Genomic DNA, 25,988 nt, shown 5'->3' on the forward strand with positions numbered 1-25,988 from the left:
TATGGAGCGTCGACAGCAATTACGAAAATTTATTCAGCGTGCACAAAGTAGTTTAACTTTTGAGAGAAGTCTTCCAATTGCACAGTACGGGTTGTTTTTAGCATTGCTTACGAGTGCTTCACTCGTCCTTGTATCAAGATTATTTGTATGGCCTTATTACCGTCAGATTGCTGTTGCTACCTTTATTATAGGCATACTTGCTACTGTTATTTTAATGTGGTGGCGGCGTGTGAAAGAGAAGGAAGCATTGCATGCGCTTGATCATTACTTTTCTCATAATGAATTAGTAACCGCACTATCTTTTAAAGATGATAAAGACCCACTCGTGCAGTCTTTACTTGCGAAAGCAATGCAAAAGTCGGATAAAGCATTTACAGAATTTAAAGGTCGAAAAAAGAATTTGTTTCGTCCTAAGGCATTCGTCGGACTTTTTGTGACAGCTGTCGTATTAGCAATACTTTATATGTTCCCAGCTGCAACGCAAATCGAGGCGATTGAAGTTGAAAAAGAAAAAGCGGTTATTGAGGACATTAAAAAAGAAGTTGCCAAGTTAGAGAAAAAAGCAGAGACAAAAGAAGTGAAAGAGCAGTTAAAAGAATTACAAAATACATTAAAAGAAACACAAACAGCGGAAGAAGCATTACGTGAAGTTGTGAAAAAGCAGAAGGAATTAGCTCTAAAAGAACAGCAATTAAAAGATAAGCAAACAGCGAGTAATGAAGGCGCTGCAGACAATAACAATGATGCATTATCAAAAGAGGAAATCGCCCAGTTAAAAGAGCTTGCTCAGATGCAGCAACAGCTTACACAAAGTGCAAATACAACACAAACTGCAATGAGCAATCTAGGTAAACCAGCAAGCAATACGTTACAAAATGCGATTGCTAGTGCGAATAGTACAAATAATAACAAACAAAGTAATGCCAATGCTAATCAAACTTCGGGTAACGCTCAGCCAAATAGTCAACAAGGGCAAGCGGGACAGCAAGGGCAAAATAATTCACAAAATGGTTCCCAACAAGCAACAGGCAATGGGCAATCACAAGGCAATCAGCAAGGCCAGGGTCAAGGACAAGGACAGGGCCAAGGTCAAGGACAGGGTCAAGGACAAGGCCAAGGACAAGGTCAAGGCCAAGGTCAAGGACAGGGTCAAGGACAAGGAAGCGGCTCTGGTTCTGGTTCTGGAAAAGGTGCGGGGAGCGGTCAAGGTAGCCGCAACTTATTAACTACACCTAGACTTGGTGGAACTAATGAAACGTCTGTCGATAGTGGGCAATTAGGGGACGGTTCGCATGTATCGGAGCAACAAGGAAATGGACCGATTACGAAAGGTTCTATCCGACCGTATGAAGAAGTAATTGGCTCGTATAAAGATAGCTATTTAGAAAGCTCTGAGCGTTTACAATTGCCGAAGGATTTACAACAAGTCGTGCAATCTTATTTCACGACTATTGAGCAGCAGTAGGAGGAGAAAACATGGCATTTACAGAACAACAGTATGTTGAAATGGGTACGAAATTACAACAAGTAAAGGATGAAATTCATCGCTTTATTGTTGGACAAGAAGAAGCAATTGATTACACGTTATATGCGGTCCTTGCAGATGGCCATGCGCTGTTAGAGGGGCTTCCAGGTTTAGGGAAAACGATGCTCATTCGTACAATTTCTGAAGTGCTCGATTTATCTTTTTCTCGTATTCAATTTACACCGGACTTAATGCCCGCTGATATTACAGGAACAAGCATGATTGAGCGAACAGCAGACGGCAGACAGCAATTTACATTCCAGCCTGGGCCGATTTTTAGTCAAATGGTATTGGCGGACGAAATTAACCGTGCAACACCAAAAACGCAAAGTGCCTTGCTTGAAGCAATGGGGGAAAAAACAGTTACGATTTTAGGTGATACGAAGAAAATGGCAAAACCATTTTTCGTTTTAGCTACACAAAACCCTATTGAAATGGAAGGTACATATCCGTTGCCAGAGGCGCAAATGGACCGATTCCTTTGTAAAATACTTGTTCCTTATCCCGAGAAAAGTGAGCTTATGGAAATTATGAAGCGAACAACAGGTGCGCAAGAAGTAAGCTTACAAAAAGTTCTGGATACAGATGGACTAATATTGGCACAACAAATGGTTAAGGAAGTGATGATTGCTGATGAGATGCTTGAGTTTGCAGCAGATCTTGTAGTGGCAACACATCCAGAAAGAGAAGAAGCTATAGATGAAGTAAAACACTATGTACAATATGGCAGTGGTCCAAGGGGCTTACAAAGCTTAATTAAATTAGCGAAAGCTAGAGCACTAATGAGTGGACGCTTTCATGTATCTGTAGGTGATATTAAGTCAGTGGCGAAGCCAGTATTCCGTCACCGAATGCTGCTGAATTATGAAGGGGAGGCTTCAGGTAAGACAGCAGATGATGTGATTGATGTGATTTTAGAAAAAGTACAGCAAGGCGTAAGTCGATGACAAAAAACATCCTGCCCGAAGATTGGTTAGCGAAAATTAGTCGTTTCCAAGTGGCGACTGCCTCCAAATTGCGTGGTCAACATAAAGGCTCGCATCGTTCGCAGCGCTTCGGGGCATCCCTCGATTTCTCTGATTTTCGCGAATATCATTTAGGTGATGACGTGCGACAAGTAGATTGGAACGTTTTTGCAAGAACCGATAAATATTTTATTAAACGTTTTTTAGACGAGCAAGAAATGCGCGTGCATATTTTATTAGATGCAACAAAGTCAATGGGCGATTCGGCTAAATGGACGTTCGCAAGGCAAATCGTTGCTTCACTTGGTTTAATGGTACTTGGACGAGATGACCGTTTATCGTTTACTTATGTGCAAGATGACGTAAAGCCACCTTTTCGTCGGAAAGGAGCAATGTATCGTCGTGCATTTTTGCAAGTTGTAACAGATATTGAAGAAGCAACTTATACAGCAGGCTTTGCACAAGGTGCATTAAAGGCTTTACCAAAGGATAGTACAGTGCTATTCATCGTGACGGATGGGCTTGAACCTATTGAGGAATGGGAGCAATTATTGAGAAGATTACCCCGTTTTGCAGGTGATGTCCGCATTTTACAAATCGTTACGGAGGAGGAGCTATCCCCTCATTATGCAGGAGATGTGCGTTTACTCGACCGTGAAACAGGACGTGATGTAAATGTCACAATGTCATCAAAAGTACTAAATACGTATGAGGCAAGACGTCGCCAGCACGAAGAGGAATTTGAAGCGATTTGCCGTCGCTTTGGTGTACGTAAACTGCAGCTTAAGGTGGAGGACGGGTTGCAACATGCAATCTTTCAGCAATTATTAAAAGCACATTGGATTAGGTGAGGTGAGCCGTTTTGGGCTTTAGTCAAATTATGTTTAGCTGGACGGCCATCATCCCGGTCATTGTCCTGCTCTATTATTTCTTTCGAAAAAAATATACCGATCAAACGGTGTCCTCAACACTTTTTTGGTCTGAAATTATGCAAGAAACAAGGGTTTCCCCATATTTAAAGCATTTACAAAAAAATGCGTTGCTCTATTTGCAATTGCTGGCATTGCTCCTATTAGTGCTTGCACTAATGAATCCGTATATGAAAAAAAGCACTATTGCTGGTGCGCAGACGATATTTATCGTGGATACGTCTGCTACAATGCTCGCTGGCAAAGAGCAATCCACATTTGATGCACATAAAAAAGAAATGCAATCATTAGTAGATCAACTTGAAGGTCGACCTGTCACGTTGATTACAACTGGCAATACGCCACAAGCAGTACTACAGCAGGAAACGAATGTGAAAAGTATTGAAAAAGCGATACAAGATTTACAGGTAACGTATGAAACTGCGCAAATGAATAAAGCGCTTGACGTCGCACAAGCATTTGTCGGTGATACACAAACATCGATTTACGTCTTTACAGATTCACTTGATAAAAAGCAATTGCCGATGGAGAAAAATTCAGTAAAATGGCTCGTATATGGTTCTGAGAAGGGGTTAGCAAATGTTGCGATAACACGCTTTGCCGCTACGACAGATGGGCAATCTACAATGGCATTAGTGCAGTTGCAAAATGATACCGACCAGAAACATGAGCTGACAATTGCACTAGAAAATAGTCAAGGTGAAGTAGTAATCGAAGAGCAAGTTTCTTTAGCAGAAAACGAGGCAACGACTAAAACATTTAAAGATTTACCGTTAATGGATACTATAACAGCTAACATTAATGTGGAAGATGATTATGTGGTGGATAATAAACAATCAGTTGTGCTTCAAACAGCTACATCGAATATCGTTGTCGATCAAAACATGCATCAACTTATTCAAAAGGGCTTCCAATCGATTAGCGATCATGTAAAGATAGTACCGTCATTACAACTAGCGGATAACGAAAATGCTACCATCGTAACAAACCAAACGTCATTACTTCAAAACATGCAGCGACCGTTAGTGTTAAATGGACGTGATGATGTAGAAAAAAAGGAAATCAATGGTGAGGTCAAAACAACGAGCGATGCTTTATTTGCATTTAGTGAGTTAAATGATATTTATGTAAGTGCTCTGTATCCTGCTTTTGATGGCTATAAGACAATTGCCACAGTAGGTGATAAACCATTTATTCAACGATCACCGCAAGGCGATATCATCGTTTTAGCTGATATTGCTGATACGGACTGGCCGTTATATCCTTCGTTCCCGTTATTTTTATGGAGTGCGACACAACAATTATCTGAATCAGTAGGCTCTCTTGGCATTTTCGTACCAAATGAGCAACGTTCAGTTGCGTTAGCACAAGGTGATTGGAGTGTCTATTCTCAGGACGATGAATTTTTATCGACAATCACTAATGGCTTAATAACTGCACCGATGCAGCCAGGTATTTACACGGCTCGCTCAAGCAGTGAAGAAAAACGCCTTATCGTGCAACTACAGGCACCTGAACGTGTAATAGAAGAAGGAACAAGTTATACACTTGGAGAACTTCAGCCTAATGGTAAGGAAGAAGTATCAAAGGCTTCATTTGTTCCTTGGTTAATACTCATTATTTTATGTTTGCTTGTAGCAGAGTGGGAGGTGCAACGACGCCGTGGATTTACGAATTGATACGCCATTAGCCTTATTGTTATTAGTACCATTGTTTATATACTTTGGATGGTCTTATTGGCAAGAGCGTATGCGCCTGAAAAAAAGTCATCTAGTCGTCATGAGCATTCGTATAATAGCAATCGGTTGTTTGGTTTTCGCACTCGCAGCGCCCTATATTTTATTACCAGTAAAGGACGAGCAAGTATTGTATTTAATGGACCGTTCTGCTTCAATGAATAACACAGAAGCGGAAATGACTAGTTTTATAGAGGAAAGTTTGAAATCGAAAAAGGATGAACAACTTGCAGGGATTTACTCTTTTTCATCAACTCTCCAAACAGAAGCGATTTTATCGAAATCTTTAAAAGAAGTTCCTAAATTTACTGAAGTTAAAGGAACTGACCAAACGAATATTGAGCAAAGTCTTCAACTGGCTACGGGTATTGTCGATCCGAAAAAGGCAACGAGACTTGTTTTACTAACGGATGCTAATGAAACCCAAGGCAGTGCGATAGATTTTGCTACGAAGCTAAAGGGCTCCAATATTAGTGTAGATGTCGTTCCGTTCCATCAAAACGTGACGAATGATGTGTCACTTAAAAGTTTTGTCACACCACAAGTAGCTTATGTAGGTGAACAGCAGCAGCTTGTAACGGAAGTAAATGCTACAGCTGCAGAACAAGGTGAACTATTACTGTACGAAAATGATGAACTCATTCATCGTGAGTCGGTGGAACTTGCACAAGGTTCAAATGTTTTCACATATAAACATACCGCAACTGCAGAGGGGCTTGTAAAATATGAGGCACAGGTGCAAGTTGGACAGGATGCTATTTTTGAAAATAATAAATTAACAAGTATTACAATGGTGCAAAGCGAGCCACATTTACTTATTGTTAACGGCTACGATACGGCATCACCTATTGCTGCAGCGCTAGGGACGAATTCAATTTCCTATGATGTGATAAATGCAGCAAGCTTGCCAAATGAACTTTCTAGCTATTTGCAATATAACGCTATTATTTTTGATAATGTACCAGGCCACTTAGTCGGTGAAGCGAAGATGAGTGTTATTGAGCAGGCAGTTAAAAACTTCGGTGTTGGTTTTACAATGGTCGGTGGTGAAAATAGCTTTGGCTTGGGTGGCTATTTCAAAACGCCGATTGAAACATTGTTACCTGTTGAAATGGAGATAAAAGGTAAAGAGCAATTACCATCGCTAGGACTTGTCATCGTACTAGACCGTTCAGGAAGTATGTATGGCTCAAAATTAGAGCTAGCGAAAGAAGCAGCCGCACGATCAGTGGAAATGTTACGTGATGAGGATACGCTCGGGTTTATTGCCTTCGATGATCGCCCTTGGGAAATCATCGAAACGGCCCCCCTTGGTAATAAAGAGGAAGCAGTCGATACGATTTTATCAGTGACGCCTGGTGGGGGTACGGAAATATATAGCTCCCTTTCAGCAGCATATGATAGTTTGGCAGATTTAAAATTGCAGAGAAAGCATATTATTTTACTAACAGATGGACAGTCACAATCAGGCAATTATGAGGATTTAATTGAAAATGGGAAGGAACAAGGGATTACACTTTCTACAGTGGCGATTGGACAAGATGCAGATGGCAACTTACTTCAGTCATTAAGTGAAATGGGTAGTGGTCGTTTCTATGATGTTATTGATGAACAAACAATTCCTTCAATTTTATCCCGTGAAACAGCGATGATTTCCCGTACTTATATAGAGGACAATCCGTTTTATCCTACAATTTATAATGCAACTGGATGGAATACACTATTTGCAAAAGGTGTGCCACAAATGAATGCATATATTGGCACGAAGGCAAAGCAGGGAGCTGCTGTGATAGCTGAAAGTGAGAAGGAAGACCCTGTATTGGCCCAATGGCAATATGGGCTTGGTAAAACTTTTGCTTTCACATCAGATTCGACAGGGAAATGGGCTGGTGACTGGGCAAGATGGCAGGAATGGGGATCATTTTGGCAAACAATCATTTCGCAAATGCTACCAAGCTATAATGATGTGGCCTATGATGTACGACTCGATACAGACGGCTCATTTCTCATCACTGATCCGACAAATGAAGCAGCATTTTTAGATATTGTCGCTGTCGATGAAGCGGGTGAGGAGCTTGATTTACAGCTTGAAACGATTTCCGCATCGCAAGTACGGGCAGTTGTGCAAGCGAAACCAGGATTGATTTTTTTCCGTATTGCTGACGAAGAGCAGGCTATTTACCAGGCTGGTCTAAGCGTACCGTACAGTGCAGAATATGAATTACGTCCTGTGAATGAAACACTTGTCGAGCAACTAACGAAGCAAACGGGTGGCTCTGTCTTGAAAGAACCACAAGACGTGTTCCGTAATTTCACCAACAAAGGAGCAGAGCGCCAAAATATTGCAACATGGTTACTATTAACGGGGATGCTATTATTCTTCGTAGATATTACGATTCGACGCTTTGGATGGAGCTTTATAACAAGGCAAAAGAAAGAAAAGCCTGTTGAAGAAGCGACTGTCCAGTCAGAGGATACGAATGTTGCACAGTTATTAAAAGGCATGAAAAAACGCTCATAAATAAAAAACGATGGCACAATGCAAAAAGCATGTGTCATCGTTTTTTTATAAACATAGCTATTTCGTAATAAGAAAATGGGGCGCAGTTTTCCGTAGACTGCTAGCCATCATCATGCCAAGAACGGCCCCGATTAAACTAGATGTAAAAAATGCAGGCATAAAAAATAATGCACCGACAGACGTTCCCATAAATAATTGCGCATATGGAACAGCGACTAATGAGGCAAGAATACCTGTGCCAAATACTTCACCAGCACCAGCAAGCCAATTGCTGCGACTGTATTTATAAGCAAAGGCCGCACATGCCGCACCGATGACGCTTCCAGGAATCGCTAAAAGGGAGCCTGTGCCTGTTAAGATACGAATCAATGCTGTAACTATAGCAACGACGATAGAAGGCATAGGACCTAATAGAATGGCGCAGATGACGTTGATCGCATGTTGTACAGGATAGGCACGTGCAATGCCAGTTGGAATGGAGACAAAAATAGAGCCTGCTACTGCAATAGCTACTAATAAAGCCATAGTAGTTAGTTTTCGAATAGACATGATAGTTACTCCTTTTAGTTTTGTGCGATGAATCGCCGATAGAACTCAGTGAATCGCCGATAAAATGTGAGAAATCGCCGATAAAACGGGGCAAATCGCCGAGAGACCTCACAAAATCGCCGATAAAATCGGACAAATCGCCGATAGCACTGCCTGATGAATACAAAAAAGCCGCTTCCTAGTAACGAAAGGAAGCGGCCTTGCATTTTTAAATTACACAAAAGCAAGTGTCGCCACTTCCCTCCGCTAGTGTGAACTAGATCAGGTTCAAAGGGTCCGTATATGAACATATACGTCTCAGCCTTGTAAAGACTCCCCTAGTGGTGTTAAACGATTTAATTTTTCGATAATAAATGTACCATATTTGAAATAATTGTCAATGGACTAATTTGAATCAGGATGCATAAGATGTGGAGCCTTTTTTACGGTCCAAATGAGCGCTAGTAAGAAGCATGTCATTAAAATAATCGACCCGAATATATACGGACTGTTCATATCCCAGTCAAATAAAAGACCCGCAAGTGCAGGACCAATCATATTTCCAAGACTCATATAGGCATTGGTAAGTCCAGCGGCTAAGCCTTGCTCATTGCCAGCAAGCTTAGAAATCAGTGTGTTGACTGCTGGACGTATAAGTGTTGTTGCCGTAGAGAAAATTGTTGCGACAACTAAAATTAATGCGAAGCCAGAAACAAATAATATGAGGAAGATTGCTACAGCAGCAATAAATAAATTGACTAATACAACTTTCATTTCCCCATAGCGCTTAAACAGTGGTGTGATAATGAACATTTGCACAATAACACCGAATGCGCCACCTACAGTTAAGATGATTGCAATATCTGGAGGTGTATAGTTAAATTTCTCGGTTACAAATAATGATAATGTCGTTTGGAAATTGGCGATTCCGAACGAAAACACTAGCATAATAATAAGCATGACAAAGTAAGGCATTTGGACTGAACGCGCCATCTGCTTCGCAAGATTTTCTTGCTTTTGTGCTTTTTGAGCAGCAGTTGGTTTTGTAGAAGGTAATAACACCAACGAAAGGATAGAGGCTATAATAGCCGCTCCTCCAGCCATAAAGAATGGGAAATGCAAACTAACTTTAGAGAGGAACCCGCCAATACCTGGTCCAATCATAAAACCAAGAGACATAGCAGCACCTAACATGCCCATCCCTTTACCTCGTTCTTCATACGTTGTGATATCTGCTACAAATGCCATAATTGGAGGTGCTATAAAGGCAGAACCTAGCCCTCCTAAGAAACGAGCAACAAAAAGCATCCACACATCTGTAGATAGCCCAAATGAAATTTGCCCAATACCAGTTACAATCAGACCAAAAACAATCAAATTTTTTCGACCATATCGATCCGAAAGATTCCCAGCAATTGGAGAAAATATAAACTGTGCAAAGGCGAACGTTGCAATTAACATGCCAAGAACTTGTCCTGCAGCACCAAATATGTGTAAGTACTTTGGCATGACAGGAATAATAATTCCGATACTCCCCATTGCGATAAACATATTAAACATTAAAATGTACAAAGCCGCCTTGTTGGACTTCTGCTGGGTCATCGTATACCCCCCTTTTTTCTATTGAAACATTCCTAAAGTCTATCATAAAGAAATATTGCTTGGCTATCAGATTATAGTCGTAGGTGAATGACTTGGTTAGCGGAACGAAGACATTGTTTTTCCTCAGAATAATACCGTTGATTTCCGCTACTTGCGGTCGCTTCCCGTGGGCACACGGTAAGCCTCAATCATTTCGGTGCGCGTGGTCTGTTGCTTCTTACGTGTTGTGTGTTACTGCAGGAGTCGCTGACCTCCGCTCCAATCAACTGAACACATCGAAAGTGAAATTCTATATTAGAACGATTAAAAGAAAAAATGACAAAAGACATCAAATATTTAACTCTTGATGTCTTTTGTCGACGCTTTGAGAGAGAAAAATATTGTTTTTTCTCTTTAGTATTTATCGAATACTCATTTTAAATTCTAAAAACAATTCATTATATTTTCCTAAATAATCTGGACCAAGGTTTTTATATACTTCTAATGTTTTACGTTGCTCCTCGGAAGGGTAGAAGCGCTCATCAGCTACAACTTCTTTATCCATTAATTTTGTCGCTGCAATATTAGGAGTAGAGTAGCCTACATAATCCGCATTTTGAGCACCAGATTCCGCATTTAACATAAAGTTAATAAAAGCATGTGCACCATCAACATTTTTCGAAGTTTTTGGGATAACCATATTGTCAAACCACAAGTTCGAGCCTTCCTCTGGAACAGCGAAGTCTAAATCTTCATTTTCGAATAACATATCTGCTGCTTGACCAGACCAAGTGAGGGCGACAGCCGCTTCATTATTAATCATCAAAGGTGTAATTTCATCACCGATGATTGCTTTCACATTTGGAGCGAGTGTAATTAGCTTATTTGTAGCTTGACGTAATTCTTGATTATTTAACGAGTTAAGAGAATGACCAAGACTATTTAAGCCCATGCCAATAACTTCACGTGCACCGTCTACTAAAAAGACTTTACGTTTTAACGAGGGATCCCATAAATCTTCCCAAGAAGAGAAATCTAAGTCACCGACTAAATCTGGATTATAAACAATACCTACTGTGCCCCAGAAATAAGGAACAGAGTATTCATTGTTATCATCAAATGGTAAATCGAGAAAATACGGATCGATATTTTTAAAATTAGGTATTTTCGTTTTATCTAAAGGAAGGAGTAGGTTTTCCTCCTTCATTTTTTCAATCATGTATTCAGACGGCACGGCAATATCGTAAGCCGTACCACCTTGTTTAATTTTCGTCATCATAGCCTCATTTGAGTCAAATGTTTCGTAAATAACATGGATACCCGTTTCTTTTTCGAATTGCTTTAGCAAATCAGGGTCGATATATTCTCCCCAGTTAAAAATAGTTAATGTATCTTTACCACTTTTACCACCGTTCGCACTCATTGCGTCAGCAGCGTACATTAAAAGGGCGGACACGACAAGAATGGCAATGGTTGCTTGAATTAAATTTTTCATCGTTGTCCCTCCGTTCTTTTATTTGTACGGCTTGTAAAGAAATAGTAGCCAACTACAACTAATATCGTTACGAAGAATACTAAACCAGAAATTGCGTTAACCGTTAACGAAATACCTGCACGTGCCATCGAGTAAATTTCAACAGATAATGTACTAAAGCCATTTCCTGTTACGAAAAATGTTACGGCAAAGTCATCCAATGAATAAGTTAAAGCGAGAAAGAAACCTGCAAAAATACCAGGCTGAATATACGGTAAAATAACGCGCATCATGACATCTTTTTTCGTCGCGCCAAGATCTAAAGCTGCATCAATTAACGACTTATTCATCTCAAGCAACTTCGGTAAAACCATAAGTACAACAATAGGAACACTAAATGCTACATGGGCTAATAACACTGAAGCAAAGCCTAATTTAATACCAACCATTGTAAATAATATTAAAAAGCTGGCACCAATAATTACATCTGGACTAACGATTAACACATTATTTAAGGAAAGTAGGGTATTGCGCATTTTTGAATCTTTTACTGTGACAATACCGATTGCTCCTAATGTGCCAATAATTGTGGAAATTAGGGCAGAAAGCAGTGCCACGATTACCGTATTAATTAAAATAACGATTAGCCTTGAATCTTCGAAAACTGCCTTGTAATGGTCCAATGTAAAGGATTGAAAGTTATTCATGGAATCCCCACTATTGAATGAGTAAAAGACTAAGTAAAAAATAGGTGCATACAGGACGAGAAAAACGATCGCTAAATACACTTTTGCAGATGTAGAGAGTTTGCTCATCGTACGCGACCTCCTTTATCCTTTTGACCTGTAATAAGCATAATGATCACCATAAATAAAATTAAAAATACGGCTATTGTTGAACCCATGCCCCAGTTTTGCGTTACAAGGAATTGCTGTTCAATTGCTGTACCAAGTGTAATGACACGATTCCCTGCAATTAAGCGAGTAATCATAAATAGTGATAAAGCTGGAATAAATACAACTTGAATCCCTGATTTAACACCATCCATCGTCAATGGTAATACAACGCGACGGAATGTTGTAAAAGCAGATGCACCTAAATCGCGCGCTGCGTATACAAGCGTTGGATTTAGACGATCTAATGAGTTGAAAATTGGTAAAATCATAAATGGTATGAAAATATATACGGAAACGAAGACAAAGCTAATATCGGTGAATAGCATTTGTTTCGGATCAAAGCCAAATACTTCAATAGCAGCGTTGATTGGGCCATATAAACCAAAAATCCCAATAAACGCATATGTTTTTAACAATAAATTAATCCAAGACGGAATAATAATAAGCAATAACCATAGCTGCTTGTGTTTCGTCTTTGTTAAAAAATAAGCCGTCGGGTATGAAATAAGCAGTGTAAAGAAAGTGATTAAAAACGCATACCAAAACGAACTAAGCGTCATTTTTAAATAGACAGAAGAGAAAAAGGCTTTGTAGTTATTAAGCGTAAAATTGCCATGTAAATCTAGTAGGGAATAGTAAACAACGAGAGCAATCGGCGCAATAACAAAAAGTGCAATCCATAAAACGTATGGAAATAACGCTGATTTCGAAGTTTTAGTTTGCATCTTCGTCATCTCCATAGGATTCTAGACGTTTATCGAACTCTTCCTCAGTTTCATTTAAGCGCATAACATGAATGGCTTCTGGATCGAAGTCTAATCCTATTTCTGTCCCTACTTCAGCTTTTTTCAATGAATGAACAAGCCATTCATTGCCTGCCTTGTCATACGTGGAAAGCTCATAATGTACTCCACGGAATAATTGTGTATCTACCTTAACAACTAATTTTCCTTTGTCGACTGTTGTAATTTCTAAATCCTCGGGACGAATAACAATATCAATTTTCTCATTTGGTTTCATCCCTTGGTCAACACACTCGAACACTTTACCAGCAAATTCAACTGTAAAATCTTCTATCATCACACCGTTAACAATGTTTGATTCACCGATAAAGTCGGCAACAAAACGGTTAATTGGTTCATCATAAATATCTACAGGTGTGCCTGATTGTTGAATTTGACCTTCGCTTAGTACAAAAATTTCATCACTCATGGCAAGGGCTTCTTCTTGATCGTGTGTAACAAATACAAAAGTTTTGCCGAGTCTTTGCTGTAATTCACGAAGCTCATACTGCATTTCTGTACGTAGTTTTAAGTCTAATGCAGAAAGTGGCTCATCAAGTAAAATTACTTCTGGATCATTCACAATGGCACGTGCGATAGCTACGCGTTGACGCTGACCACCTGACATCTCAGAAATTTCACGATTTCCATAACCTGCTAAATTGACAAATTTAAGCGCTTCTGACACTCGTTCTTTAATATTTTTTTCAGGAAGCTTTTTAATGCGTAGTCCAAATGCAACATTTTCAAAAACGTTTAAATGGGGGAATAACGCATAATCCTGAAATACTGTGTTAACTTGGCGTTCATTAGCTGGAACAGTATTTATTTTTTTATCGTGGAAGAAGACATCACCTGTAGTAGGTTCTGTGAAACCAGCAATAATACGTAAAATAGTTGTTTTACCGCAACCAGAAGGACCAAGTAACGTATAAAACTTTCCTTTTTCAAGCTCTAAATTAATATTTTGTAGGACGACTGTACCGTCACTATATGATTTTGAAACATTTTCAAAGCGGATAATTGAATTTGTTGTCATTGAAGCGCCTCCTTAAGCTATAAATAAGAATCTGTTGCGACGAGTAAAATTTTCGTCTCATCGTCATGTGCATTAAAAATTTGGTGATGATCGGCTGCGTCAAAATAGAGCGCATTGCCTTCACTAGCTATATATTGTTCATTCCCTAAAACGAGACGAATACGCCCTTTGACAATATAAATAAAAGTTTCAGATAGAGACGGCTCGAATTGTTTAAATTCACCATCAGCAGCGAGTGTCAAAAAGATAGGCTCCATTTCTTTCTCATTGGATGTAGGAATGAGCCATTGAATTTCATATTTTTTTTCTTCATCAGTATAGGTTGATTGATCTTCCTCAGTGTAGACAACCTTTTGTTCTGGTGCATCATCATCAAAAAATTCCTTTGGCGTCGATCCTAAAACTTCTAATAATGAAAAAAGCGTTTCAATAGAAGGCGAATTCAAATCTCGCTCCAGTTGTGAAATATAGCCTTTACTTAAATCAGTACGTTCTCCAAGCTCTTCTTGGGTAAGACCTTTTTTCAAACGAAGTGCTTTAATTTTTCCTCCAATTTGCATCCTTTCCCTCCTAGAAGAAGTTTAGCAATCATAAACTTTCAGAAAACGAAGTTTACTTTAACGAAACTTTTAGTTTACTAAAAACATTACTATTATACATAATAATAAAAAATTTGCAATCGTTTTGAAAGAAAAAAAGTAGAAGAAATTTATAGAAAAAATGCATATGTATTTTCATGCAAATTTTTAGGCTTTTCCAGAATAAATTTGCGAAAAGAAGCGAATAACTAATGTGTAGAGTTGATTATTTTTGGGTATATGACAAATAATTGTCAATGCGTTGGAAACGATTAGCATAGAGAAGTGAACTTCGTTGAAAAACTGAGCTTTCTTTGCTATCGTAGAAGACGGTTCGCATGTGCGAATAGAATATAAAACTACATATTATTCGGAGGGATTAATAATGGCAGAACGCATGGTAGGTAAACAAGCCCCAGACTTCACAATGGAAGCAGTACTTCCAGACAAATCTTTTGGTAAAGTATCTTTAGAAGAAATTAAAGCACAAGACAAATGGACTGTACTTTTCTTCTACCCAATGGACTTCACTTTTGTATGTCCAACAGAAATTACTGCAATGAGCGATCGTTATGACGAGTTTGAAGACTTAGATGCAGAAGTAATCGGTGTATCAACTGATACAATCCACACACACTTAGCATGGATTAACACAGATCGCACTCAAAATGGGCTTGGCGATTTAAAATACCCATTAGCAGCAGATACAAACCATGCGATTTCAAAAGAATATGGTGTTTTAATTGAAGAAGAAGGTATCGCACTACGTGGTTTATTTATTATTGACCCAGAAGGCGAATTAAAATATCAAACAGTATTCGATAATAACATTGGCCGTGATGTTGATGAAACATTACGTGTACTACAAGCTTTACAAACAGGTGGTCTATGCCCAGCAAACTGGCGCCCAGGTCAAGCAACACTTTAATTACTGATTTTATAAGATAATTTTCGAGCATGCTCGAAAAAATCTAAACACCATTACGCTAGAACGTTATGGATGCATAAAATAAATAATGGGTCCCCACGATACGCTTGTGGGGATATTTTTTTCTAGGGAGGATTTTTAATGAAACTTCGTGAACAAATGCCTGAACTAGTAGGCGCAACAACGTGGTTAAATGGGGAAGTAACAAAAGCAGAGTTAGTAGGCGAAAAACCAACTTTAATTCATTTTTGGTCAGTTAGCTGTCATTTATGTAAAGAAGCAATGCCAGATGTGAATAATTTCCGTGATCAATATAAAGATGAACTAAATGTGATTGCTGTGCATATGCCTCGTTCTGAAGAAGATACGGATTTAGATACAATTAAAGCTGTTGCGGCAGAGCATGATATTACGCAACCAATTTTTGTTGATAGTGAAATGAAGCTAACGGATGCATTTGAAAACCAATATGTTCCAGCGTACTTCGTTTTCGATAAAGATGGTCAGCTTCGTCATATGCAAGCTGGTGGAAGTGGCATGAAAATGCTTGAAAAGCGTGTAAATCGAGTGCTTGATGAAATGCGTAACGCATAATTTTGATTGTAGAAAGACGGGGATATTTACATCCTCGTCTTTTTTTAACTTCCATTATAGAAACGTGCAGATGGAATGTCATGGTATTTAAGAGATGCGTTTCAAGCGTGCTCGAAAATATTTAAATGTTGTTAAGCTTATGTATAAATAATAGTTGTATGATAGAATGTCGAAAGCTATAGATAGAATATATAAAATGGGGAATCGTATCCTGTTTTGACGATACATATGGGGAAATATAAGTTAAAATAAAGTAATTGTAGTTTTCGGAGGGATTTGTAATGATGAAAAAGGAATTTGCTGTCATTGGACTTGGTCGTTTTGGGGGAAGCATTGTTCGTGAATTAATGAGTCAAGGAGCGCAAGTGATGGCGATAGATCATTCATCAGAACGTGTGGATGAATTTGCTGCGATTGCTACTCAGGCTGTTATTGCAGATTCAACAGATGAATCGGTTTTAAATTCATTAGGCATTCGTAATTTTGAACATGTGATTGTCGCGATTGGCGAAGATATTCAGGCTAGTATTTTAACGACAATTATTTTAAAAGAAATCGGTGTTCAGCAAATTACTGTAAAGGCCCAAAATGATTATCATGAAAAAGTGCTAAGAAAAATTGGGGCAGATTTTGTCGTGCATCCTGAACGTGATATGGGGATTCGTATTGCTAATAATATGCTGTCTAATACGGTGCTCGATTATTTAGAGCTTTCAGATGAGCACTCTATCATGGAGTTAAAAGCAAATGATGCCATTGCAGGCTACTCTATTATGGATTTAGATATCCGAGCAAAATATGGCATTAACATCGTAGGTATAAAGCGTGGATCAGATATTATTGTTTCGCCACAGGCAAGTGACAAAATTTTACTTGGGGATATTATGCTTCTTATTGGTGCAGATGTGGATATAAATCGTTTTGTGAAAAAAGCGATGAAAGAATAAAAATTGGGTGCCAGGCACGCACACAATTTTAAATTTTTAAGAAAGCTTGGGAGTAGGTTTAGCACATGTTCAAAATTAGAAAAGAACCATTAATGCGGTTTCTGAAAATTTTATTTCCAATCGTACTCTTAGCGATAGCTATTTATGAAATTCAGCAATCGTTAAGTGGGGTAGATGTTCATTTACTTCGGAATGAAGTTAGTCAATTGCAAATATGGGAACTGTTATTGATTTTTGTCATCGCATTTTGTGCGATTACTCCGATGATTTTTTACGATGTCATTTTAACGAAGCTACTAGGAATTAAAATGAAGAAGCGTACTTTGGTGAACAATTCATTTATCGTCAATACATTTTCGAACCTTATTGGCTTTGGTGGTTTAGTAGGCGTTTTTCTACGCAATTATTTTTATTCAAAATATAAAGAGGATCGAGAAGGTTTGCTGAAAAGTATTGCCACCGTTACTCTTTTTTATTTGACTGGCATTTCCTTACTAGCGTGGCTAATGTATATTTTCTTTTGGGATTTCCCATTGCTAAAAGAATATCGGTGGCTTTCAATTGCTGTTATTCTTGTCAGCTTGTATGTTCCCGCGTTTATTGGGATGCACCTTATTCGTTATAAAAAAGGTAGCTCCTTATCCATAAAAGTTTCTTTTCAGTTAATAATTACTTCAGTAGCAGAATGGCTTGCGGTTTTTTTCGTTATTTGGATGTTAACATTAATCTTGCACATTCCTATTGAGTTAACGACCCTTATACCAATATTTTTAATAGCCTCGTGTGCTGGCATAATTAGTATGATACCAGGAGGGGTCGGCTCATTCGACCTTGTTTTTCTGTGGGGGACCCAAAGTGTAGACATAGGTGAAGAAAAAGTACTTTTCTTATTAATTTTGTATCGCGTTGGTTATTTTGTATTACCATTTTTAGTATCCGTACTATTATTTATTAAAGATTATTGGGAACGCTGGAATCGTTCTTGGGATGACTTACCGAATGTTATTTTTCAAAAAATTAGTCATAAGTTGTTAACAATATTAGTTTTTGTATCAGGTATTGTGTTATTGCTATCGGCTTCGGTACCAGGCGTTCTAAGTCGGCTAAAAATTGCCCAGGAGTTTTTATCATCACCCATTATGAATATATCCCATCAATTGACGGTCGCAGCAGCCTTTATCCTTTTAGGGTTGTGTAGGGGAATTAATTATAAGGTGAAAAAAGCTTATCAGCTTGCAATTATTGTGCTTGGTAGTTCAGCTATATTTTCCATTATTAAAGGCTTTGATTATGAAGAAGCGATTTTTTTACTAATTGTCGCCGTGTTACTCATGGCATCGAAAAAACAATTTTATCGAGAAAGTTATGTCCTCACATGGGGTGCCATCCTATTTGACATTGCTGCTGTTATTTTCATTACTACAATGTATTTGTTAATCGGCTATGTCAACTTACCTACAGCAAAAATTCATATTCCGACAGCGTTACAATACTATATTCTTACCGACTATCGGGATTTATTTTATAGTGCAATTATTGGTATCCTCATAGCGTGTATCATTTTTTACTTCGGCTATTTTACGCGCGGACCTAAAAAAATGGAGAAGCTCCTATCAAAAGAGCAGGAAGATAAAATTAAAAATCATTTAATGGAATATAAAGGGACGGAGTTTTCTCATTTAATATTTTTGCATGATAAATTTGTATACTGGAATGAGAAAAATACAGTATTATTTGCGTATCAAATAATTGCAGATAAAATTGTTGTGTTGGGCGATCCAGTAGGTCAAGAAAGTGATTTCTTACAGGCAATGGAAGAGTTTTTAGAGTTAGCAGATAAACATGGGTATACACCTGTTTTTTATGAAATAAACAATAAAATTTTCCCTTCTCTACATGAGCATGGCTATAGCTTTTTTAAACTTGGAGAGGAAGCATTTGTTGATTTAGAAAAATTCACGTTTACTGGTAAAGATATGAAGAGTAGTAGGGCAGTAAAAAATAAGTTTGAACGAGAGAACTACACTGTTGCATTATTAAGCCCGCCTTATTCACAGGACGTCATGAAAGAATTGCAAGAGGTATCAAGAAAGTGGCTACAAGGAAGAGCTGAAAAGGGCTTTTCGCTTGGCTTTTTCGATGAAAACTATTTGAGTAAGTCGAACATTGCTGTGTTAAGAGGAGCTCAAGGTGTAATGGGCTTTGCTAGTATTATGCCAATGTATGACGATGGCGAAAGAATTTCCGTCGATCTTATGCGCTTTAAACCAGGAGCACCGTCTGGCACGATGGATTTCATTTTTTTATCGCTGTTTGAATGGGCGAAAGAACAAGGGTATCGCGTGTTTAATATGGGCATGTCGCCATTATCAAATGTTGGTCAATCGAGATACTCCTTTTTAAGCGAAAAAATTGCAGCACAAATATTTTTACATGGCCATTACTTCTATCATTTTAAAGGATTAAAAAATTTCAAATTAAAATATGCTGATTTTTGGGAACCAAAATATGTGGCGTACCGAAAAAAATCTTCATTACCATTTACAATGGCACAAGTAACACTATTAATCGGTCGAAAAAGAAAATAAGTAATTTTTAAATTGCAAGTAAGCATACTAGAAATGGAAATGTGCTATAATTTTCCTAATTACAATGGAAGGAATGATGAATATGAAACAGCTTGGGAACGTGATTGAGAAGTAGCATATAGAGGATATGCCACTTTTCAATAGTAAAAAAATGAATAATCATTGAAAAGAGGCTGCTTATGTACACAGATCAAGAATTAAACCTTCGTCCTATCATTGAGTCAGACTTAGAGCGCATTTGGGAGCTTATTTATAAAGACGAGCAACCAGAATGGAAAAAATGGGATGCTCCTTATTTTCCACATCAAGCTAAATCATTGCATGATTTTATGTTAACATCACAGCAATTTATTAATCAGAAAAACGTTTGGGCAATCGAGGCTGATGGCATTATTTGTGGCGTTATTTCTTATTATTGGGAGCATGAGCCTTCTAAATGGTTAGAAATGGGCATTGTTTTTCATGAGTCTCATAATTGGGGCAAAGGACTTGGCACTAGAGCAATGACACTATGGATTGATCACTTATTTTCAACGATGCCACTTGTCCGTGTTGGCTTTACGACATGGTCGGGAAATAAGCGGATGATTCGCGTCGGAGAAAAATTGGGGATGCAATTGGAAGCGAAAATTCGTAAAGTACGTTTTTACGAGGGTGTCTATTATGATTCCATACGTATGGGTTTGTTAAGAGAAGAGTGGGAAGCTAGACAAGAAAGCTTAAAGGAGCTTCCAATAATGAAATAACGTTTTGGCCTGTGTTCGATATTGTATCGAAGCAGGTCTTTTATTTTTAGTAAATGTAACATATTTATGTAAAGTTGTGTTTGATTTCCTGTTATAGCTTTGTCATAATAAAGAAAATTTGAATAGCGAGGCAACAAGTTATGATAATAACTGAAAATTGTAAAATACAGTCTGTGAAGCCAAACGATATTGAAGATGTTTATTCATTGTATTGTAATGAAGATGTCAGAGCCTTTCTCGGAGGGATACCAGATAAAAGCTACATTTATGCTTCTTTTGACAGCATGCTACAGGCACCTTATCCTAATTCCTATTTTTGCATTTCATTAAAAAATAAAAATGAGTTTATTGGTTTAGTATCGATTGATGCATATCATGAGAAATCAACATATGAGCTGAGTTATCAATTTTTGCCTCAATATTGGGGCAAGGGGTATGCGTTTGAAGTATTATTAGCAGTTATCCGTTATGGATTCGACAGTCTTAATTTATCGAAGATAGTTGCGGAAACGCAAACTGCAAATATTGCCTCCTGTCGTGTATTAGAAAAGTTAGGGATGCAAAAAATAATGGTTTTAGAAAGGTTTGGTCATGAGCAAGCTGTCTATCAGTTATTGAAAACAACTTAAGATGGTTAAGGGCTAAATCGGTAAGTAAAAGGCAACGCAAGTTGAAAATGGTGGAGACATTTAAGCCATGCCCGCAGAAGGCGGCTCCAGCTGTAAATTTTAAAATAATGATTGGTATTTCACATTAATTGATCGTTTATAAAGAAAAATTTCCAATGCAATTACTCAATACCCCCATCAACAAATTATGATGGGGGTTACTTTAATTTTATACTACGAACATAAATAGTTAGAGAAAGTTACAACCTTTAATCTACGTTCAAGTACTGTTCCATCTATTTGTTAAAAGAACTTATGTTTTATAATCAAAACTCAGACTTTATTATTACTTCTAATGCTTTTTTTAACACTTCTTTATCACTGTCTGTCAAGTTTTGAAGTACCTTATTATTTAACTTAATGGTTGCAGCTTCAACTTCATCTCTAATTTCTTTAGATTTTTGAGTAGCCATTACTAAAACATTTCTACGATTTTTTGGATCTACCGAACGCTCTATTAATTCAGCTTTTTGCATTTTATCTAATATTCCTGAGACAGTAGGGGCTTCTAAAAAAACCATTTCTCCGATTTGTTTAGGAGATAATTGTCCTTCTCTCCACAAACAATTCAACACACCGTATTGAGCAGGTGTTACACCATACTCTTCTAAAAGCTTACTGAAATATTTAAAAACTTTATTCTGACTAGCACTTAGTAAAAAGTTCATGCAATCTTTTAATTCCATAGCATCTCCTCCGTATTGACATTACCTATAATATCATGTTAGTTTTTGATAAGAAACATTTTTGGTGCAAAAATGTTTTGTATCAAAAGGAGGGAAATATCAATGGAGACATTCAAAGCAATTGTTGTAAAAGAAAATCATGATCAAGTAATTTATGGTTTGGAAGATGTTAATCTCGACAGTCTCTCTGATGGTGAGGTTTTAGTTAAGGTAGCGTATTCTTCAATAAATTATAAAGACATGTTGGCTGTTCAAAAAAATGGAGGAGTTATTCGGAATTATCCGATGATCCCAGGCATTGATTTAAGTGGAACCATTGTTCATACGACAGATAATCGTTACACAGAGGGACAGAAAGTGATTGTTACAGGCTTTACGATGGGTATGAGCCATACAGGCGGGTTTGCAGAATATGCAAGAGTTTCTGGAGATTGGATTGTTCCATTACCAGTCAATCTCTCGTTAAAGGATGCTATGGTTTTTGGAACAGCTGGGTTTACTGCTGCTCTTTCAATCATAGCATTAGAGGAGAAAGGTATGGATTTAAATAAAAACCCTAGGATTCTAGTCACTGGTTCAACTGGTGGAGTAGGTAGTATAGCTTTACAGATTTTATCTAAAATCGGCTACAAAAATATTACTGCTTTAGTTCGAAAAGAACATCAGAAAGAGGTAGCAAAATCTTTAGGAGCTACCGATGTTATTTTCGTAAATGAATTAGGAGAACAAAATAAACCATTAAATAAACAAAATTATGATTTTGTCTTAGATACTGTTGGTGGGGATATTGCTTCTGTATTAATTTCTCAAATTTCCTACGGTGGAAGTATGAGTATGTGTGGGAATGCAGGTGGGATAAAACTAACATCAACCGTGTTGCCATTTATACTTAGAGGAATTAACCTTTTGGGAATTGATTCGGTAAATGTACCAATTAAAGATCGTGATTATATTTGGGAGAAAATAGCGAATGAATGGAATATTTCTCAAACAACTCTCATCAATGAAATTTCACTTGAAAAATTACCCCATACAATTGAAGCAATTAAGAATGGCCAACATTTGGGTCGAACAATTATTAAATATTAAGACTACTTTTAGTTATCACAACGTAAAAAGAGGGCACTCCATTTCTGGAATGCCCTCTTTTGCATTGCTAAGATTAATTAATTTTCTTCAATATCTTTACGGTTTTTCTTTAACATTTTTGATAGCATTTCATACACAATTGGTACGACTACTAATGTTAATAATGTAGAAGATAATAAACCGCCGATTACTGTAATGGCAAGGTCTTTGGAAATTAATCCGCTACCGCCACTGCCTAGTGCCATTGGAATCATTGCACCGATTGTTGCAATAGCAGTCATTAAAATTGGACGTAAACGCGTTGCACCTGCTTCTAAAATTGCTTCACGCATACCGAGACCGTCGCGCTCCATATGGATAATGCGGTCAACAAGTACGATGGCATTTGTGACAACGATACCTATTAACATTAATAGACCCATCATAACTGAAACAGAAATTGTTTGATTTGTTACGTATAAGCCAACAAATGCACCAATTACCGCAAACGGTAATGAGAAGAGGATTGCAAATGGTGCTAAACCTTCACCAAACGTTACGACAAGAATGAAGTAAACGATGGCAATTGCGGCTAACATAGCTACGCCAAGTTGTGTGAATGTTTCCTGCATATCTGCAGCTACACCTGATACGCCTGTTGTCACACCTTTAGGTAAGTCTAACTTATCAATTTTCTTATCTGCTGCAGTTGTTGCTTTTGAAATATCATCGCCGATAATTGTGGCAGATACAGTTGCAAAGTATTCACCTTTTGAGCGTGATAATGAATTAAGTGTTGTACCTTCTTCAACATCCACTAATTCACCAATAGTCATCGTTGTGCCTAAAGCTGTTTTAATTTCAGTTTTTAGAACATCATCGATTGATAAGGCTGCTGCCTTTGCATCGCGTTTTACAATAACATTAATGTCTTTACCATCACGTTCAACTGTTGTTAACACTTCTTGTGATGTTGTAGAATTTAAAGCCATGACGATTTGAGCAGTCGTTAAACCATATTGTAAGACATTTTCTTGCTCTACTTTTAAGACATGCTCTACATAAGGGTCTTCATTATCGGATTTAACATCCTCTAAACCATCAACATCTTTTAACGTTTCTTCAACGTCTTTTACAGCACTACGTAGGTTATCTAAGTTTTCGCTGTATAATGTGTAGCTAACTTCGTTTGAAGACATAGACATTGATGAGAAGTTTTGGCTTTTCCATTCACCTGATTGGTCAATGTTAAAGACGTAATCTTCTACTTCTTCACGTGCTGCAGGGAAGTCCTCCATCTCTGGATCAAAGATTAGGTACATTAATGCACCGCCAGCTCCGCCACCCATCATCATTGTTGCAGGGTCTGCATTTGTAGCATCTGTAATAGAAACTTGTAAAATATCAATATCTTTACGTTTCATTAATTCTTGCTCTACTTTTGCCACATTTGCTTCTGTTTCATCGTTTAACTCACCAGTACCAGGTGTATATGTTAAGTACATCACCTTTTCCTCTTGAGATCCCATGAAACTGAAACCGATTAATGGTGTGAGGGCAAGTGAACCAACAAGCATTAAAATCGCAATCGTAGACGTAATGATTTTATGATTTAACGCTTTTTCTAATACACCTCTGTACCAAGTAGCTAATTTACCAACTTCTTGATGTTGGCTTTCTTTTTTCTCTCCATATATTTTTTTACGGAATAAGAAATGAGATAAAGCAGGTACGATTGTAATCGCTACTAATAATGACGCACCTAAAGCAAATGTCATTGTTAAGGCGAATGGCATGAATAATTCGCCAACCATACCACCAACGAAAATAAGTGGAGCAAATACCGCTACTGTAACTAATGTAGAAGACAAGATTGGTTTAAACATTTCGATTGTCGCTTCACGGATAAGTGCGCGACCTGTTAACTTTTCTTGTTTTAAGTGGATACGTCGATAAATATTTTCAACTACGACAATGGAGTCATCAATAACCCGCCCAATTGCAACGGTAATTGCACCAAGTGTCATAATATTTAACGTAATATCCATCCAGTTTAGTAATAGTAAAGCCATGAATACAGAAACTGGAATAGAAATAATTGAAATAATTGTTGACTTGAAATCGCGTAAGAATAGTAAAATAATTAATACAGCTATAGCGCCACCGAATACTGCCTTTTCAATCATTGTGAAGACGGAATCTTCAATAGGCGCACCTTGGTCAAGTGAGATATCCACTTTTAAGCCGTCAATTCTTTTTTCTTCATCTTTAATAAGGTCTTTTACTGCATTTACGACAGTTACTGTATTTGCATCTTGACCTTTCACGATTTGAATCGCAATGGCATCTTTACCATTTGTGCGTGAAACAGATTGTACTTTACCTTCAACTTCAATCGTTGCAATATCACCTAAACGAACGAATGGAGAAGGTTGTGTTGCTGAAGGTGTGACTGGTATCAATAAATCTTTTAATTCATCAACAGATTTAACTTTACCATCTACGGAAACCGCTTGTTCACCAACCGTAAATTGATATAAACCGAGTGATAGAGACATATCACTTGCTTGGATCATTTGTTTGACAGTATCCTCAGTTAAGCCGAGAGCAGCCATTTTTTCTTCGTCATATTTAAACGAAACTTGTTCAATATGTTGACCAGTAATAGTTGCAGAAGCAACACCGTCGATTTTTTCGATTTTAGGAAGTAATATATCTTCTACTGTTGATGTCAGATCAACGATATCTTCCTTAGAGCTACTTACTGATAATGCGACAACAGGCATCATGTTCATGCTAATTGCCATAATTGTAGGTTCTTGTGCACCTTCAGGAAGTTTCACATTATCTAAAGCTGACTCTAACTGGCGTTTTTTTTCATCCATATCAATGCCATAGTCATATTCAACTTGAACTTGTGCAATGTTGGATGAAGAAGTAGAGTAAACTGCTTTAACATCCTCTAAACTTTCGATTGATTTTTCAAATGGAATGGAAAGTTCATTCATGACTTGTTCAGGCGTTGCACCTGGATAAACGCCCATTACAATTAAGTATGGAATCGATATATCAGGGATTGATTCCATTTTCATTCTTGTACCTGAATAAATACCAGAGACAGTGATGATAATTGTTAATAACCACACTGCCAATTTGTTCTTCAATACAAAATTAACTAAACCTTTCACCTTCACACCTACCCTTTATTG

At 37.7% G+C, this 25,988-nt stretch carries 21 protein-coding genes and 1 riboswitch; of the genes, 12 read left to right on the forward strand and 9 right to left on the reverse strand.

Annotated features, from left to right (window positions below; translation table 11 throughout):
- The first annotated feature begins 1 nt into the window (after position 1).
- From FH508_RS04420 to FH508_RS04440, 5 genes are read left to right on the forward strand one after another with little or no spacing between them, the layout of a single operon-like run.
- Complete coding sequence (locus FH508_RS04420) at positions 2-1,465, forward strand: hypothetical protein (protein WP_173477944.1); 1,464 nt, start codon at positions 2-4, stop codon at positions 1,463-1,465.
- 11 nt (positions 1,466-1,476) lie between these two features.
- The gene (locus FH508_RS04425; RefSeq protein WP_173477943.1) at positions 1,477-2,472 is read left to right on the forward strand and encodes an AAA family ATPase; all 996 of its coding nucleotides are present in this window, start codon (positions 1,477-1,479) and stop codon (positions 2,470-2,472) included.
- Positions 2,469-3,341: a DUF58 domain-containing protein gene (locus tag FH508_RS04430; protein WP_173477942.1), complete on the forward strand. Its 873-nt coding sequence runs from the start codon at positions 2,469-2,471 to the stop codon at positions 3,339-3,341. The genes FH508_RS04425 and FH508_RS04430 overlap by 4 nt, the downstream gene beginning before the upstream one ends.
- Before the next feature lie 11 nt (positions 3,342-3,352).
- Positions 3,353-5,098 (forward strand): vWA domain-containing protein, encoded by a 1,746-nt coding sequence (locus FH508_RS04435; RefSeq protein WP_173477941.1) that lies wholly within the window; start codon positions 3,353-3,355, stop codon positions 5,096-5,098.
- Positions 5,082-7,676 (forward strand): VWA domain-containing protein, encoded by a 2,595-nt coding sequence (locus tag FH508_RS04440; protein WP_173477940.1) that lies wholly within the window; start codon positions 5,082-5,084, stop codon positions 7,674-7,676. Before FH508_RS04435 ends, FH508_RS04440 begins: the two co-directional genes overlap by 17 nt.
- 57 nt (positions 7,677-7,733) lie before the next feature.
- Here FH508_RS04440 and thiW read toward each other — a convergent pair whose 3' ends face one another.
- The 7 genes from thiW to FH508_RS04475 form a co-directional block, all read right to left on the reverse strand.
- On the reverse strand, positions 7,734-8,225 hold the full coding sequence (gene thiW, locus FH508_RS04445) for an energy coupling factor transporter S component ThiW (RefSeq protein ID WP_173477939.1): 492 nt from the start codon (positions 8,223-8,225) through the stop codon (positions 7,734-7,736).
- A 221-nt stretch (positions 8,226-8,446) separates the two neighbouring features.
- Positions 8,447-8,554: riboswitch (TPP riboswitch) on the reverse strand.
- Between the two features lie 55 nt (positions 8,555-8,609).
- Positions 8,610-9,806, reverse strand: a complete 1,197-nt coding sequence (locus FH508_RS04450; RefSeq protein WP_173477938.1) for an MFS transporter — start codon at positions 9,804-9,806, stop codon at positions 8,610-8,612.
- Between the two features lie 400 nt (positions 9,807-10,206).
- Positions 10,207-11,280, reverse strand: a complete 1,074-nt coding sequence (locus FH508_RS04455; RefSeq protein ID WP_173477937.1) for an ABC transporter substrate-binding protein — start codon at positions 11,278-11,280, stop codon at positions 10,207-10,209.
- The gene (locus tag FH508_RS04460) at positions 11,277-12,074 is read right to left on the reverse strand and encodes an ABC transporter permease (protein ID WP_173477936.1); all 798 of its coding nucleotides are present in this window, start codon (positions 12,072-12,074) and stop codon (positions 11,277-11,279) included. Before FH508_RS04460 ends, FH508_RS04455 begins: the two co-directional genes overlap by 4 nt.
- A complete protein-coding gene (locus FH508_RS04465; protein WP_173477935.1) occupies positions 12,071-12,880 on the reverse strand; it encodes an ABC transporter permease in 810 nt (269 codons plus the stop codon). The genes FH508_RS04460 and FH508_RS04465 overlap by 4 nt, the downstream gene beginning before the upstream one ends.
- The gene (locus FH508_RS04470; protein ID WP_173477934.1) at positions 12,870-13,976 is read right to left on the reverse strand and encodes an ABC transporter ATP-binding protein; all 1,107 of its coding nucleotides are present in this window, start codon (positions 13,974-13,976) and stop codon (positions 12,870-12,872) included. Before FH508_RS04470 ends, FH508_RS04465 begins: the two co-directional genes overlap by 11 nt.
- A gap of 17 nt (positions 13,977-13,993) precedes the next feature.
- Positions 13,994-14,536, reverse strand: coding sequence for a helix-turn-helix domain-containing protein (locus FH508_RS04475; protein ID WP_024362223.1), 543 nt, complete (start codon positions 14,534-14,536; stop codon positions 13,994-13,996).
- Between the two features lie 403 nt (positions 14,537-14,939).
- Here FH508_RS04475 and FH508_RS04480 point away from each other — a divergent pair, with 403 nt between their 5' ends.
- The 6 genes from FH508_RS04480 (at position 14,940) to FH508_RS04505 (ending at position 20,986) form a co-directional block, all read left to right on the forward strand.
- Entirely contained in the window at positions 14,940-15,482 is a 543-nt protein-coding gene (locus FH508_RS04480) for a peroxiredoxin (RefSeq protein ID WP_173477933.1), read from the forward strand.
- A gap of 141 nt (positions 15,483-15,623) precedes the next feature.
- Complete coding sequence (locus FH508_RS04485) at positions 15,624-16,076, forward strand: TlpA family protein disulfide reductase (protein ID WP_173477932.1); 453 nt, start codon at positions 15,624-15,626, stop codon at positions 16,074-16,076.
- A gap of 284 nt (positions 16,077-16,360) precedes the next feature.
- Positions 16,361-17,023 (forward strand): potassium channel family protein, encoded by a 663-nt coding sequence (locus tag FH508_RS04490; RefSeq protein WP_024362220.1) that lies wholly within the window; start codon positions 16,361-16,363, stop codon positions 17,021-17,023.
- A gap of 65 nt (positions 17,024-17,088) precedes the next feature.
- Positions 17,089-19,611: a bifunctional lysylphosphatidylglycerol flippase/synthetase MprF gene (gene mprF / locus FH508_RS04495; RefSeq protein WP_173477931.1), complete on the forward strand. Its 2,523-nt coding sequence runs from the start codon at positions 17,089-17,091 to the stop codon at positions 19,609-19,611.
- Between the two features lie 179 nt (positions 19,612-19,790).
- Positions 19,791-20,357 carry a GNAT family N-acetyltransferase gene (locus FH508_RS04500; RefSeq protein ID WP_173477930.1) on the forward strand — a complete coding sequence of 189 codons (567 nt, stop codon included), beginning with the start codon at positions 19,791-19,793 and terminating at the stop codon, positions 20,355-20,357.
- Positions 20,358-20,497: 140 nt separating this feature from the next.
- Positions 20,498-20,986, forward strand: a complete 489-nt coding sequence (locus tag FH508_RS04505) for a GNAT family N-acetyltransferase (RefSeq protein WP_173477929.1) — start codon at positions 20,498-20,500, stop codon at positions 20,984-20,986.
- A 305-nt stretch (positions 20,987-21,291) separates the two neighbouring features.
- Here the strand turns inward: FH508_RS04505 and FH508_RS04510 are convergent, their stop codons facing one another.
- The gene (locus FH508_RS04510) at positions 21,292-21,711 is read right to left on the reverse strand and encodes a MarR family winged helix-turn-helix transcriptional regulator (protein ID WP_173477928.1); all 420 of its coding nucleotides are present in this window, start codon (positions 21,709-21,711) and stop codon (positions 21,292-21,294) included.
- Positions 21,712-21,813: 102 nt separating this feature from the next.
- Between FH508_RS04510 and FH508_RS04515 the strand changes: the two genes are divergently transcribed.
- Positions 21,814-22,800: a YhdH/YhfP family quinone oxidoreductase gene (locus FH508_RS04515; RefSeq protein WP_139860454.1), complete on the forward strand. Its 987-nt coding sequence runs from the start codon at positions 21,814-21,816 to the stop codon at positions 22,798-22,800.
- 77 nt (positions 22,801-22,877) lie between these two features.
- On the opposite strand, the gene FH508_RS04520 is transcribed toward FH508_RS04515, so the two are convergent.
- The gene (locus FH508_RS04520; protein ID WP_173477927.1) at positions 22,878-25,967 is read right to left on the reverse strand and encodes an efflux RND transporter permease subunit; all 3,090 of its coding nucleotides are present in this window, start codon (positions 25,965-25,967) and stop codon (positions 22,878-22,880) included.
- Positions 25,968-25,988 lie beyond the last annotated feature (21 nt).

This window comes from Lysinibacillus sp. CD3-6 (assembly GCF_006351725.2).
GTDB lineage: Bacteria > Bacillota > Bacilli > Bacillales_A > Planococcaceae > Lysinibacillus.

What these genes read in the sequence shown, in the direction of transcription:
- FH508_RS04420 (WP_173477944.1), top strand. Translation starts at nt 2, where the DNA reads ATGGAGCGTCGACAGCAATTACGAAAATTTATTCAGCGTGCACAAAGT.
- FH508_RS04500 (WP_173477930.1), top strand. Translation starts at nt 19,791, where the DNA reads ATGTACACAGATCAAGAATTAAACCTTCGTCCTATCATTGAGTCAGAC.
- FH508_RS04490 (WP_024362220.1), top strand. Translation starts at nt 16,361, where the DNA reads ATGAAAAAGGAATTTGCTGTCATTGGACTTGGTCGTTTTGGGGGAAGC.
- FH508_RS04475 (WP_024362223.1), bottom strand. Translation starts at nt 14,536, where the DNA reads ATGCAAATTGGAGGAAAAATTAAAGCACTTCGTTTGAAAAAAGGTCTT.
- FH508_RS04430 (WP_173477942.1), top strand. Translation starts at nt 2,469, where the DNA reads ATGACAAAAAACATCCTGCCCGAAGATTGGTTAGCGAAAATTAGTCGT.
- mprF (WP_173477931.1), top strand. Translation starts at nt 17,089, where the DNA reads ATGTTCAAAATTAGAAAAGAACCATTAATGCGGTTTCTGAAAATTTTA.
- FH508_RS04465 (WP_173477935.1), bottom strand. Translation starts at nt 12,880, where the DNA reads ATGCAAACTAAAACTTCGAAATCAGCGTTATTTCCATACGTTTTATGG.
- FH508_RS04515 (WP_139860454.1), top strand. Translation starts at nt 21,814, where the DNA reads ATGGAGACATTCAAAGCAATTGTTGTAAAAGAAAATCATGATCAAGTA.
- FH508_RS04450 (WP_173477938.1), bottom strand. Translation starts at nt 9,806, where the DNA reads ATGACCCAGCAGAAGTCCAACAAGGCGGCTTTGTACATTTTAATGTTT.
- FH508_RS04485 (WP_173477932.1), top strand. Translation starts at nt 15,624, where the DNA reads ATGAAACTTCGTGAACAAATGCCTGAACTAGTAGGCGCAACAACGTGG.
- FH508_RS04505 (WP_173477929.1), top strand. Translation starts at nt 20,498, where the DNA reads ATGATAATAACTGAAAATTGTAAAATACAGTCTGTGAAGCCAAACGAT.
- FH508_RS04455 (WP_173477937.1), bottom strand. Translation starts at nt 11,280, where the DNA reads ATGAAAAATTTAATTCAAGCAACCATTGCCATTCTTGTCGTGTCCGCC.
- FH508_RS04510 (WP_173477928.1), bottom strand. Translation starts at nt 21,711, where the DNA reads ATGGAATTAAAAGATTGCATGAACTTTTTACTAAGTGCTAGTCAGAAT.
- FH508_RS04470 (WP_173477934.1), bottom strand. Translation starts at nt 13,976, where the DNA reads ATGACAACAAATTCAATTATCCGCTTTGAAAATGTTTCAAAATCATAT.
- FH508_RS04480 (WP_173477933.1), top strand. Translation starts at nt 14,940, where the DNA reads ATGGCAGAACGCATGGTAGGTAAACAAGCCCCAGACTTCACAATGGAA.
- FH508_RS04425 (WP_173477943.1), top strand. Translation starts at nt 1,477, where the DNA reads ATGGCATTTACAGAACAACAGTATGTTGAAATGGGTACGAAATTACAA.
- FH508_RS04460 (WP_173477936.1), bottom strand. Translation starts at nt 12,074, where the DNA reads ATGAGCAAACTCTCTACATCTGCAAAAGTGTATTTAGCGATCGTTTTT.
- thiW (WP_173477939.1), bottom strand. Translation starts at nt 8,225, where the DNA reads ATGTCTATTCGAAAACTAACTACTATGGCTTTATTAGTAGCTATTGCA.